Genomic DNA, 12,694 nt, shown 5'->3' on the forward strand with positions numbered 1-12,694 from the left:
TGAAAACACCTTGCCTTCAAAAAACAACCAATTGCTTCAAATCAAACCAGAATTTTTAATGTAAGTTTTGCCTTATGTTGTTATGTTCATGAAATATGGGTTGCAATCTGAAAGAGAGTGTAGCGGTTCTATGGAATTTTTAGCAAAATGAAGGGGATTTTTTTTCAGGCTTTTGAAGAAGCTAAAGAGACTATGAGGAAAAAAATGTGCTTTCTTTTGCTATAAAAGAAAGCACACTGAGGGGGAATTTAGAGTGACAGTTTTACATATTTTACTTTGAAAAGCGGTCTTTTTTATCTTTTTTCCACAAAAAATAAGTTGCAAGTCCGAGAATGGGAACACCCAATTTGGCAAAAGGGAGATGTTGACTGAGAGCTGCAAGGCTGGAAACGGTCGCATCTGTCATGAGTTTGTGGCGTTGTTCTTCTGTCTTTTTTTGTTGGTCATAGCGTTGATAAGTTTTGAGAACGCGACTGATAATAAGACCTAATCCTGCAAGAGAAAGACAAATTAAAAACATGATACTGGCGGCAGCAAGAGGCTTCATAACAGAACATAACGCAATAAAACCGATGGTACATAAAAAAAGCAAAGACATGAAGAATGAAATGCCAATAAACCCATAGAAAATTGCTTGAAGGCGTACTTGCTTGACTGTGCTTTTAAGCCCTCCACCGACAAGATGGTTTAAAAGAGGCGCGATAAACTTATGCATTGCTTAACGACGCAGTAATTGAGAAAGAATAAAACCAACCCCTGCGGCAAACAAAACGCTTTTGCCAGGATTTTTGCGAACGCATTGATTCATGGTTTGTTCAAGATCACTAATTTTGTCTTTTGCTTGAGACATCATGTCTTCACCACTTTCTTTCGCTGAGTGATATAGTTTTTCCGCTTTGTCTTTGGCGGCGTTGAATTTGTTTGCACCAAGATCTGTTAGGGTTGAGGTAATCCCTGAAATTTCAGTGCGTAACGTTTCTAATTGTCCTTGTAGGTCTTTTTGTTGGTCTTTTTCTACGGCTGATTTATCGTGCTGTGTTGTTTTATTATGGGCCATGGTATTTTTCCCTCTTGATTCATTATATTTGTATTGGTGTGTTCATAGTGATCATTTGCATTGGAGTGAAAATTTTCACTGCTTGAGTAACGCCAAAAGCTTTTTTTGGTTCCTTTCATTTTGTCGAATTTAAAACTGTTTTTGATAAAATAAATCTTTCCTATACGATATGCTTTGTCTGTAAAGGGTCGCATCTGTTGAGAATTGTCTTATGCTTTTGCAGCAATTTAGCACCATTCTTCAGTTTCTCGTGGCGCAGTTTTTTATAAAAGTTTTTTAAAAAGCCTGTTGAGGTTTATTTTTTAGGCTTGTGACAGGTAAAAAACATCGTTGTTGCGATTTTGCGGCAGAAATAATGTCATTTTTATGCTTTTGCAGAAGAAAAAGAAAATAATATTGCGGCTCTTTGCTCTCTATGTATTTGGGGGCAACACGCGCTCCCCATGATACTTTTGGTCAGTTTAAGATATTGCGATCGTTCTTTTTTTAAACGTAAGGTATATTTTTATTTTAGGGTAGAAGAGGTACTTCAGTGCACGGGTTTTTAGAGATGTGCGTATCCTTTTTTTCAAGAGTTTTATGATATTTTTGCTGCTTGTTTCATGTAAGCAAATATTTTGTTGGCTTTAAAAGAGCCGCTGAAATGAGAGAAACTTTGCGATATGAGAGATTTATTTAACAGGAACGATGATAAATTATTCTTATAAATTAAAATATTATATGCGATACTTCTTGTAAGTTTATCATTTTGCCTAATTTATGCAATAAATTGATTGGGTAAGATAAACTTGTTGAATTGTTAGAGAAAAATTTCTTGAGTAATTTCTTTAAAACAAGAGAGAGCTTGTGGAATAAAACTATACTTGATTTATCAAGTTTTCTTTCTTAAGAGGAATACACAAGTGACGTTAAAAGGGTAGTGGCATTTTGGAACAGTGATGCTATGCGGGGTGACGATCCAGCTCATAAATAAAGATAAGAGCACAAGAATGTGAGATAAAAATGGAATCTGAAACAGTCCCTTTAGATAAAACAGTCCCTTTAGATAATATGTCTGCTGTATTGACAGTGCATGATTTTTCTCCTCTTTCTATGTTTATGGCTGCTGATTGGGTGGTGAAAGCCGTTATCATTATTTTGTTACTTGCTTCTCTTATGTCTTGGACAATTGCTTTTGTGAAAATTGTTGAGATCACTTTGGTAAAACGAAGAGTACGTCATGAACTTCAATTGGTTCTAAATGCTCAGACTCTTACGCGTTTGGCAGCGAGCTTGAAAGAAAGCAAAGGGGCTGGTGTGTTTTTTCTCAAAGAAGTCCTTAAAGAGGTGTATCTTTCTGCACAACAGGTTCATTTTTCTGCTCCTGAAGGGATAAACGAAAGCTCTGGTGAAAAAACCAGTACAGAGGAAAGGGCACAAACGATTGAAGATATTCTCTTTTATGAGGAGAGCAATCAATATGAAGATGTTTCCCGCGATGTTCGCGATGCTAAGGCTCGCGATGTTCATGAAGGTTTAAAAGAAAGGGTTCATTCACTTTTGTCACGCTGCTTGCTGGCTGCTACACGCCGTGTTGCATGTGGAAGCGCTGTTCTTGCAACTATTGGCGCAATTGCTCCTTTTGTTGGTCTTTTTGCAACTGTTTGGGGAATTATGAATTCTTTTATTGGGATTGCTCAGTCTCAAACAACGCGACTTGATGTGGTGGCGCCTGGAATTGCTGAAGCCTTATTCGCAACGGCTGTTGGGCTTTTTGTGGCTATTCCCGCCGTTGTTATGTATAATAGCCTTATGCGTGCTTTGAGTGGTTATCGTAGTGATTTAGGTGATATCGCTGCTGCTCTTGAAAGGCTCTTGAGCCGTGAACTTGATAGACAAAGACAACAGAAAAGTCATAAAAAATGAAAGCAAGCCTTAATAATGATTGGGATATAGACGAGAGTGGGTTGCAAAGCGAAATCAATGTGACCCCTTTTATTGATGTTGTATTGGTGTTGCTTATTGTTTTTATGGTTGCAGCGCCTTTGGCAACATCTGCCATTTCCGTTCAGCTTCCTTCTATAACTCAAGCACCTTCAGTGGTTCAGTCTGATGAACCTCTTTATGTTACGTTGCAAAAAGATCGTTCTCTTTACATTGGTGATCATCTTGTAGAACAAGCAGCTTTGAGAGAAGCTTTGTTGAGGGAAACGACGCAAAATTTAGAGACAAAAATTTTAATCAAAGCGGATAGCGAAATTGATTATGGTGCTGTCATCGATTTATTAAATCAAATACGCATGGCTGGATATCATAAAATCGGTCTTGTAGGATTGCAAAACTCTACCAATCTTGTCTCAAGAGGTGAGATCAATAATAAAACAACAGGGGTAGCGAACGCTGCTGTCGATGGAGCGGGTGGTAACGTTGTGGGGCATGTGGATGCCGTAACAACGAGCACTACGGGAAACGCTAATATTCCAGCTGATGCCTCTGATCAGTGATAAAAAACAGCCTTTGTTGCAGGAAGCAAAGCATATTACTCAAAGTCGTAGAGTGAAATTGATGAGGGTTCCGTGGATTTATTAAACCAAATACGCATGGGTTTGATATTATGCAGGGGATTCATATATTGAATCGGTTTTTTAGGATTAAGCACTACTCATCTTGCCGCAAGAGGTGTGATCAAGAAAACAGCAGAGGCGATTGTTGTGTGTCTTAATACATCTTAAAGCCCTTTTTGCGGCGGTGTTCATAAATGGTATAACCGTAAAGCCCCCGTAAAATAATCAAAAAATCTATCGAACCTCACTCTCTTTATGCTTAATAAAAGAGTAAGCGAGCACCATTATCGTATTTATATTTTTTTCCCAAGACAGTGTTAATATACGTATTCATTGTAGGCATTTTTTCAGTTTTTATCTGTATGCTAACCACGTTTGGAATGTGAGAAACATGCTTTTGATTGATTTAATATCAATAGGCTTGCCATGAAACAATCTTACAGTACTGAGATCTCTCATTTAAGTTGAAAGACAATTCATTATTATTATAAATCAATATGATGTATAGATTGTCGACATTACAAGCAGTGTGTGAACGCTCAATGGTTAATGCCAATGTTTTTGTTATGGGGGAGGGGGATCGGGTGATAATGAAATTTTGTATAGCGCACGAGACGTAATTGAGAGATGATTATTTAGAGGGGCGTTTAGTGAAAAAACTTTGAAAGCAAATGCGCACTCCTTTTGCACTTTAAAAGCCCAAGGGGTTTTAAGTGAAAGAGTGGTTGGAATAAGTATGTGTTATTTTGAGAGGAGCGATTTTTTCAGAGCTTCTTAAGTGTGTCCCGTTGAACCAAAACCTCCTGTTCCACGGCTCTCGTTATGGCTTTGGGTATTTTGCTTTGGTTCAATGGCGCAAACATTAACTTGAGATACGGGGGCGATGACTGTTTGGGCAATGCGCATGCCCTGTTTAAATGGAAAAGTCTTCTTGTCCTAAATTGATAAGAAGGAGTTTGACTTCACTTCCGGATAGTCACACTCAATCGTTCCTGGAGTGTTGAGGCATGTGATGCCCGTGTTTTAAGGCTAAGCCAGAGCGTGGACGGATGCGTGCTTCAAACCCCACGTGATAAATGAAAAATGAGACCTGTTGGAATAAGTGTCCGCTGCCCAGGGGCAAGAACAAGCGTTTCTTCTTTACCAATTTGCTGCTTGTAAATCCAAGACCCGCAGAACCAGCCGTTGCGTAATGAGGAAGCTTTCTTGTCCCAAGTGCAAGATGCTGAACGGATAAAGTCTGGGCATGTGAAGATTGAGAAGAGACAGGAGAAGAGTAAGGATGCCCGTTTAGAGGGGCGTTTAGTGAAAAAACTTTGAAAGCAAATGCGCATTCCTTCTGCACTTTAAAAGCCCAAGGGGTTTTAAGTGAAAGAGTGGTTGGAATAAGTATGTGTTATTTTGAGAGGAGCGATTTTCAGAGCTTCTTAAGTGTGTCCCGTTGAACCAAAACCTCCTGTTCCACGGCTCTCGTTATGGCTTTGGGTATTTTGCTCTGGTTCAATGGCGCAAACATTAACTTGGGATACGGGGGCGATGACTGTTTGGGCAATGCGCATGCCCCGTTGGATTGAAAAGTCTTCTTGTCCTAAATTGATAAGAAGGACTTTGACTTCACCACGGTAGTCACTATCAATCGTTCCTGGAGTGTTGAGGCATGTGATGCCGTGTTTTAAGGCTAAGCCAGAGCGTGGACGTATTTGTGCTTCAAACCCAAGAGATAAATGAAAAATGAGACCTGTTGGAATAAGTGCCCGCTGCCCAGGGGCAAGAACAAGCGTTTCTTCTTCTCCAATTGCTGCCCGTAGATCAAGACCCGCAGAACCTGCTGTCGCGTAGCAAGGAAGTTCTAAACCTTGTCCGTGTGCAAGACGCTGAACAAATAAAGTCTGGGCACGTGAAGATTGAGAAGAGACAGGATGGTTGTTTAGAGAGGCGTTGGTTTCAGTGTGCGACATGATCAAGGCATTTCCAAAATATGAGGTCTAGAAGAAAATGATACTTTAACAAAAGATATCTATAAAACCAAGTCGATAAAGGTGTGTGGATATAGGTTGTCCCCAGAGCTTGCTTATCATCTCTTACTGACCTAAAATATTCCACAACACCACCTAACATTATCAATGGCATTTTTCAATAATGGCATCATCAAGGATGGCTTATGCCTAGGGGCATGCGCTTATTTGAGATCTAAATTATGGTTACAGATAAGATTTTTTAGATACTACCGATAAGAATACCCGTGGCAAAAACCAGAGCACCACCAATGATGACCTGTAAAGAGGCGCGCCAAAAGGGAGTGGACATGAATTTGTTCTGAATCCAGACGATGGCGCCTAGTTCGAAAAAAACAATGATAAAAGCAATAATTGTCGCTACATAAAAAGAGTTGATCAAATAGGGAAGAGTATGACCTAGTCCTCCTAATGTTGTCATGATGCCGCTGGCAAGACCTCTTTTTAATGGCGAACCACGCCCTGATAATTTGCCGTCATCATGGGCTGCTTCTGTAAAACCCATTGAAAGTCCCGCACCAATTGAAGCTGAGAGCCCTATCAAAAAAGTTTGATGCGTGTCTCCCGTGGCAAAAGCTGCGGCAAAAATGGGGGCAAGGGTAGAGACAGAGCCATCCATTAATCCTGCAAGACCTGGTTGAATCCAAGTCAAAAGTGTTTGTCTTTGCGTTTTTGAAGGTTTTTTTATGGTGTGATTTGCCGCTGTTGTTTTTTGGGAGGGATGGCGGCTCTTTTCTTTCACAAGAGAAGTTTTGTCACATAATGAACCGATAGTGTTTGCACGATTATGACAAGAAAGGCACAAAAGTTGCTTATAATTTTTAAGCTCTTGAAGCCCCATAGCGGTAAAAACCGCGGCTTCCTTAGAGGAATAAGGTTCTAGAGCTTTTGCATATTTTAAATAGAGCGCCGCATGTTGCTCTTTTAATTTGAGCGCTTTAAGTATCACGTTTTGTGCTGAACGAAAGGACAGAGCTTTACGTTGTACAAATGAAAAAAACGATCTCAACATTTTCTGTTCCTCTGCACTTTAGAATAATTCTAAAACATAAGAAAAATAAACCGAAAGTCAATCTAAAAGTTAAAAACTGACAAATTACAAAAAGGTTGCACTGAGAAAAAAGGTGATGGGATGCTGAGAAAGTATAAGGAGATTCATTAAATGGAGACGACAGGGGCGCATGAAAGAAATGATTACGTGAAAAAATTTAAGAGACAATGTGCTTTATTTTGCTAAAGGGGCGTTTGAATGGAGCATTCTAATGTATTGATGCTCGAGAATATAGGAAAGGAATAAGCTAGCATCATCATTCATTTGATGCGTTCAAAAGACTGTAACAGCTCTTAGAATTTGAAATGATTCTTTAAAAGAGACCTTTTTCAAGGGATAAAAGCCCATTTCGCGAGGGTGGGCCCCCGTGAAGAGTATAGAAGGGTAGAGCCGCAAAATTTCCATGAAATAATATAAACTCCATTGAGTCTTCTTAATCTTTACGCTTCATAAAAGAGCAAGCTGGCATCATCATACACCTTAGCTCCCAGTGTTGCGACAGTCTTTAGCACGGTTCATTATAGGCATGGCATTTTATTGTACAGTTTTACGCCACTCATTCTGCTTGTGGAGGTGTAAGACAGTATTCTTATGATATTTACGCGCATTTTAGCGTTGTTACAGCTTTTGCATTTAGGTGGATTTGTTAGCGTGTAACGAATTATCTTTTGTGCTGTAATTGCAGGGGCAGGTTTAAGGGTGGGAGTGTATAAATGACAGAGATATTATCATATCAAATTATTTGATCACGCATAAAAATTTATGCTTTATGAAGGGGCATTTATTGCCTTGTAACTTGCCTGATATCTTGCATGAAAGCCCAAAATTCAGTAGGATTCCTCTCACTTCAAAACTTCTTATCTTAAATCAATTCAAATCATTTGCTTGTGTATCACAAGGAAGGGTGTGGTTGTGAGGCTATTAAAAAGTGTGATAAGCGTGCAATGTGAGGGGAGTATAATCTCTGTGTCAGTGAAGGAGATTGCTCTTAGCATTTTAAAAAATATGTTAAGTTTTGTAGAAAAAGCGGGGAATATATGGAAATTGATGAAAGTTTAGAATGGTTTTTATGTTCTCAAAAAATAACAATACTGCAGGCAGCGTTATTGATAGCGGGCTTGAATCCACTCGTATGTAAATTTCCCGGCGAATATAGCCCTGAAGACAGTTATATTTACGAAGGAGAGGAGCGAGTACCGTTTGATAAAATTGCTTTGTTCCGAGCTGTTTATAGTGACATAGTAAGAGAAGCAAAAGAGGGAAAATTAAGGGTAGAATGGTACTATCTTAGTGATTTTGAGGGGTTTCCTTTGAACGAGCATCCTATTGCTGAATATTCTTCTGTTTCCCTAGATGATTTAAAAGAATGGCTTTTATTGCGTGGTAAGAGACCTAAAGTTTTTTTCCCTGAGGATAATTTTGCTGAGACTAAGGATCAAAAATATGCGTTTCAAGATCCAACGCATCCACGTTATGCTCCAAAGCTTGCTGCTATTGTTGCGGCATGGGAAGCGGTGAGTGAGGCTGAGGGTGGTAAAACTGTTAAAGGAACGCTTATAAAGTGGCTTAGTGACAATGCCGTTCAGTACAAGTTGGTGGATGATGATAATTTACCAAGAGAGAAGCTTATTGAGGAATTAGCGGCTGTTGCGAATTGGGAACCTACCGGAGGGGCGCCTAAGACACCTGCCAATTAATTTTATCAAAAAAAAAATAAAAAGATCACTAAAATTGTGCTGCTTTTTTTGATAATTTTGAAGATAATCTCTTTTTCTGGGGGGATTTTTACTTTTCTTCCCTAGATTATAAGTAATTGTTTTTCAATAAAAATATTTTTTATAGTGTTCCTCTGACTGTTCAGGCGGGGGAAAATAGACATTTTGGGGCAGTAAAATTTACCCTGTAGTTTTCGTAACTTACCTCTCTATTTTTGTTTGATTTTTTTGGTCATTTTTAAAATCCAAATCAATTAAAATGGAGTTGAAAATGATAAAAATATTTTCTTTTTTTACGGTGCGTGGAAGTGCAAAAAATCCTCAAGTCAATGCACCGATAAATACACCGATATTGGAGCAGCCTGTTGCTGATGAGGTGGTGTGTAAATCGTTTAGAATAGGTGTATTGTCGTGTTGGTTAAAGTTTGAACTTATCCTTGTTATGGAAAAGGTCAAAGCTGAGCGCCATACGCTTTCTCCATAAAGAAATCTTGTCATCTATGAGCGAGTGAGGATTTCTCTTGAAAAATTTGCACAATAGCAAAACCCGTTCTGTGGCGTAACAAAAATGATGTCATAAATGATTATCTCATCATAAATATGCTTTAAGAATAACCCGTGCGTGGCGAAAGTCTATGGCGTAGTCGCTATAGATTTTTGCTCCGTGTGTGATGATCAATACTCTTGTTTATCTCTTGTCAATGCAAGTGCCCATGAAAGTGATGGATGTCTATTGTTCCATTGTGATGCTTGGTTGTTCATGTTTAGAAACGACAAGTGTATTAAATGCGATAGGGCTGATAGAAAGGAAAACGTATCCTGTAAAAATAGGTATGTCTTTAAAATAAAGCTGATAAACGAAATTATTTTTTTATCTACCTTTTATATGGTGAGAAAAAAGGCATTCAAAGTGCAAGCATAAGCAATTCAGCAGTAAATCCCAAAATAGCATAGATCGTTTCTAGGAGAACAGGGAAGAAAATCTATCTGCAAAAGCTATGTTAGATCATGTGACCGGTGAAATAATGTGGTTAGGGCAATAAACAATTGTTTTTGGTGAAGAGATAGAAATCGGTCGGGTGTTGATTTCTGGTTTATTAGAGAATTTTCTTTGTTATCTCGTCAAATACGATCGTTTGAGGTGTGGTCATATAAAGCAAAGCTTTTTTTCAATCTTGGAAAGATATTCCCATTGCGGAAAATCATATAAAGTTTAAGCAACGGCAGCATGATTTTTTGTGCAATGAAATGATAAGTATGTACAATATCTCGGTAATCTCCATGGGAAACTTTACCGGATCCAAGGTGTGGATATTGTCTTCTGCTTATCCCAAATCGCAGATATTTCAAAACAACAACGGTGGAGCAAAACAACAACGGTGGAGAATGAATGTTGGATATGTTCTAGGGAAGGTTGCAAAAAATGGCAGTTTTCAAAAAAATACTAAAAATGACGAAAGGAGCGGTTTCCCACTCCTTCGTTCCTATCTCCCCTTGCGGGGAAGCGGCCACCATTACTGATGCCGTGTATGCTGATATAGGTACACTTATTTTTCCCAAAAGTCAATACTGTAAATGCGGTAAATATTTGAGCATCAGAGCTACAACTTTATGAAAATCTTCGCAGGATAACCTTGGAACGGTACGTGAGCAACTTAAACGACTTACAGAAACTGTTGTGACATAATTGCAGATAATCCACGCTTTTTTATTCTCTATGGGAGATTGTATTGGATACGCAGCGGGATTATTGGGTTGTGATTTCGTTGAAAAAGGTAAAACTGTCACATTTCCATATAATTTTGCATTCTTAGAAAGCACTAAAACAGGCCGCTTTTTCCAAAATTCAGGGAGTATCGAATCATGAGGAAAATCGCACCAAAAAACTTGCCTGATGCGTGGTGCCGATTTGATTCGTGGTTTTATATGAGGTGGTTTTTCGTAAGGCGCATTTAAATCCCTTTCTTTTATATGCTCGCGCCATGCATTATGATCATGTTCCATCATAACACATGGTTCTTCAAGTTTGGTTATATCTAAGGAAATAGGTGATAGGGTAGAAGGCTCTGTATTCTTATCTTCAGCCATAGCAGACCATTTATATTTATTGGTCCCCTCACTTATTATTTTACGGCTTTTCTATCACGAGTTTTTATCAAAATGTTGCTTATAAGTACAGAGAGGTGAAACCATAAAATGGATGTATCTGCTTATTTTTGTCTTTTGAGTACAACGCTAGAGGAGGGATGTTGGTGACTCGTTGGTGTTGGTGGGTTGGTTTGGCGGTGGGTGGTTTTGGGTGGGGATTGGTGACTGGAGAGTTGTTGGTTAGGGGGGAAGCGATTGGAGAGAACGAGTGAACGCGGTTTCGTTTCTATTTTATGGTTAGAGTTTTTTATTGCTTGAAAGAATGCCTTTTGAAGTAATATAGAGGCTTATAAGGCTGAAAAATAGGCTTGAGACGACATTCCAACCGGCAAATGAAAGAAAAAGAAAGCGTGCGGATGCTTCAGAACAAGAAGGGGGATGAATGTTGTTTAATTGGCTGAGCAGCTGGTTAATGTCTGAGGTTTTTCTCACTGCGCTTAAACCACAACTGAGGGGAGCAGCCCAAAAGCCATATTCAACACCCGCATGATAAATGGCTAAAACAAGGCTGATGCACATTAAGACAAAAACACACAAAAATAAAAGTTGTACCCAAGCAGTTATGCGAAAAAAATATGCCCCAAAACCTGCTAAAAGCAAAAATGGTATGGCCCCATAATAGGGGAAACGCTCTATGAGACATAAATCGCAAGGAAGATACCCTCCGAAATGTTCAAAACCAAGGGCAATACCTATTGTGGCAGACAAGCAAAAAGCAAGAAAAAAAGCCCACAAACTTTGTTCTTTTCTGCTGGGTTCAAGATGAAGGTGCTTGTGTAAAAGTGGGTGAGAAGACAAAACGCATGCCATTAAGTCTGTTCCTTATAAAAGCTTCCTGTTTAAAAAAGCTATGAAAATCCCATAAATTAAAAGGAGGCTAACACAACCAATGAGAACAATCCATTTGAAATGCTGTACTAAAAAATTCATTGCTTTTTGTCCAAAATGTTTAATCAGCCACGCGAGAAGATAAAAACGAGCGCCTCTAGAAAAAATACAAATAAGCATGAAAAGTTCAAGACGTACACTCATTACACCGGCCAAAATTGTGACAATCTTGATGGGGGGAAGATGAAAAAAACCTGATGTTATCAGTAAAATGATTAGAAATTGCAGGGTTGCACTATTTTTCAGAGATTCAAAACTTTCAACCTTACCATAAATTTCTAAAATGGGTTTGGCAAGGGTATCATAGGCAAAATGTCCGATAAACCAACCGGCAATGCCTCCTAATACAGAACAGATTGTCGCAATCAAAGCATAACGATAAACCCGCTTTTGATGGATAAGAAGCATCGGAATATATAAAACATCTATGGGAATTGGAAAAACAGAACTTTCAATAAAGGCAATGAAACCAAGCCAGTGTGGTGCTGTACGCCGATTTGCTAAAGAAATCGTCCAAAGCTTTAATTTGTTTAATATCATGAGGCTTTTTATAAGTTTAAGAGGTAAAGACTTTACAAATGAGATTGCTATAAATCCGGTAGAGAAATCCAATAAAGAAAATATTCCATAAAATAGATCAGAAAATGATATGAATTCTTAAAAAATGAGAAGTCTTCTGTTGACGAATCTGTGCTTCTTCATATAGTGCAAAGGAATAATCGACAAGTCTATCTTTTATAGTCCTGTCTTTTATAAAAGTGTGCGGGTGTGGTGGAACTGGTAGACGCGCCAGACTCAAAATCTGGTTCCGAGAGGAGTGTCGGTTCGAGTCCGACCACCCGCACCACTTCATAAATATTTCCCTTGATCCTGTTATGGCGCATCGCTTTGATTTATAAAACATGGGATTTATAAAACATGGGGGGATTTATAAAACATGGGATTTATAGACCGTGTTCAATGTTTTGCATGTTGAATGAAAAACCTCGAATACCGTAGGATTCTCTCATTTCAAGTCTGCTTATAGTAAATCAACCAAAATCATGTCGCTCGTACGTTACAAGCTAGATGAGCTCGCGTGGAGTGAAATTTTACAAAAAATGAATAAAAATGCCTCTTATGCCGTTTCAAGGGCATCATTGGAGGTAAAGTGTATGATGGATGGTGCCAGCTTGCACTTTTATGAAGTGTAGAGATGGTGCTCTATAGATTTTATATTCTTGTAGGTGCTTTCGCAAAATGGGCTTGAGGGTTTTGAGAGATGTTTCTTTAAAACA

General features: G+C 38.7%; 12 protein-coding genes, 1 tRNA gene and 1 pseudogene. 6 read left to right on the forward strand and 8 right to left on the reverse strand.

Annotated features, from left to right (window positions below; translation table 11 throughout):
• Positions 1-271: 271 nt before the first annotated feature.
• On the reverse strand, positions 272-715 hold the full coding sequence (locus ACFILD_RS03430) for a hypothetical protein (RefSeq protein WP_375630955.1): 444 nt from the start codon (positions 713-715) through the stop codon (positions 272-274).
• A 3-nt stretch (positions 716-718) separates the two neighbouring features.
• Positions 719-1,057, reverse strand: a complete 339-nt coding sequence (locus tag ACFILD_RS03435) for a YqjD family protein (protein ID WP_375613241.1) — start codon at positions 1,055-1,057, stop codon at positions 719-721.
• Positions 1,058-2,059: 1,002 nt separating this feature from the next.
• Here ACFILD_RS03435 and ACFILD_RS03440 point away from each other — a divergent pair.
• Both ACFILD_RS03440 and ACFILD_RS03445 read left to right on the forward strand, forming a co-directional pair.
• Entirely contained in the window at positions 2,060-2,962 is a 903-nt protein-coding gene (locus ACFILD_RS03440; protein WP_375630956.1) for a MotA/TolQ/ExbB proton channel family protein, read from the forward strand.
• Positions 2,959-3,540, forward strand: a complete 582-nt coding sequence (locus ACFILD_RS03445) for a biopolymer transporter ExbD (protein WP_375659711.1) — start codon at positions 2,959-2,961, stop codon at positions 3,538-3,540. Before ACFILD_RS03440 ends, ACFILD_RS03445 begins: the two co-directional genes overlap by 4 nt.
• 834 nt (positions 3,541-4,374) lie before the next feature.
• Here ACFILD_RS03445 and dut (ACFILD_RS03450) read toward each other — a convergent pair.
• From dut (ACFILD_RS03450) to ACFILD_RS03460, 3 genes and pseudogenes are all read right to left on the reverse strand, one after another.
• Positions 4,375-4,945: pseudogene (dut, locus tag ACFILD_RS03450) on the reverse strand (dUTP diphosphatase).
• A gap of 82 nt (positions 4,946-5,027) precedes the next feature.
• The gene (dut, locus tag ACFILD_RS03455; protein WP_375643289.1) at positions 5,028-5,558 is read right to left on the reverse strand and encodes a dUTP diphosphatase; all 531 of its coding nucleotides are present in this window, start codon (positions 5,556-5,558) and stop codon (positions 5,028-5,030) included.
• Positions 5,559-5,817: 259 nt separating this feature from the next.
• Positions 5,818-6,627 (reverse strand): VIT1/CCC1 transporter family protein, encoded by an 810-nt coding sequence (locus ACFILD_RS03460; RefSeq protein WP_375637786.1) that lies wholly within the window; start codon positions 6,625-6,627, stop codon positions 5,818-5,820.
• A 1,076-nt stretch (positions 6,628-7,703) separates the two neighbouring features.
• On the opposite strand from ACFILD_RS03460, the gene ACFILD_RS03465 reads away from it, so the two are divergent.
• From ACFILD_RS03465 to ACFILD_RS03475, 3 genes are all read left to right on the forward strand, one after another.
• Positions 7,704-8,363 (forward strand): hypothetical protein, encoded by a 660-nt coding sequence (locus ACFILD_RS03465; protein ID WP_375664773.1) that lies wholly within the window; start codon positions 7,704-7,706, stop codon positions 8,361-8,363.
• Between the two features lie 289 nt (positions 8,364-8,652).
• Positions 8,653-8,865 carry a hypothetical protein gene (locus tag ACFILD_RS03470; RefSeq protein WP_375637788.1) on the forward strand — a complete coding sequence of 71 codons (213 nt, stop codon included), beginning with the start codon at positions 8,653-8,655 and terminating at the stop codon, positions 8,863-8,865.
• A gap of 830 nt (positions 8,866-9,695) precedes the next feature.
• Complete coding sequence (locus ACFILD_RS03475) at positions 9,696-9,902, forward strand: hypothetical protein (protein WP_375630961.1); 207 nt, start codon at positions 9,696-9,698, stop codon at positions 9,900-9,902.
• Positions 9,903-9,944: 42 nt separating this feature from the next.
• Here ACFILD_RS03475 and ACFILD_RS03480 read toward each other — a convergent pair whose 3' ends face one another.
• The 3 genes from ACFILD_RS03480 to ACFILD_RS03490 all read right to left on the reverse strand — a co-directional run bounded on the left by ACFILD_RS03480 (position 9,945) and on the right by ACFILD_RS03490 (position 11,957).
• The gene (locus tag ACFILD_RS03480) at positions 9,945-10,469 is read right to left on the reverse strand and encodes a type II toxin-antitoxin system PemK/MazF family toxin (RefSeq protein ID WP_273790913.1); all 525 of its coding nucleotides are present in this window, start codon (positions 10,467-10,469) and stop codon (positions 9,945-9,947) included.
• A 297-nt stretch (positions 10,470-10,766) separates the two neighbouring features.
• Positions 10,767-11,339, reverse strand: a complete 573-nt coding sequence (locus ACFILD_RS03485; RefSeq protein WP_273790912.1) for a disulfide bond formation protein B — start codon at positions 11,337-11,339, stop codon at positions 10,767-10,769.
• 12 nt (positions 11,340-11,351) lie between these two features.
• Positions 11,352-11,957, reverse strand: coding sequence for a YqaA family protein (locus ACFILD_RS03490; RefSeq protein ID WP_273790911.1), 606 nt, complete (start codon positions 11,955-11,957; stop codon positions 11,352-11,354).
• Between the two features lie 222 nt (positions 11,958-12,179).
• On the opposite strand from ACFILD_RS03490, the gene ACFILD_RS03495 reads away from it, so the two are divergent.
• Positions 12,180-12,264 (forward strand) — tRNA-Leu (locus ACFILD_RS03495).
• The last annotated feature ends 430 nt before the right edge of the window (positions 12,265-12,694 follow it).

Origin of the sequence: Bartonella sp. CL162QHHD, assembly GCF_042195435.1 — a bacterium.
GTDB lineage: Bacteria > Pseudomonadota > Alphaproteobacteria > Rhizobiales > Rhizobiaceae > Bartonella.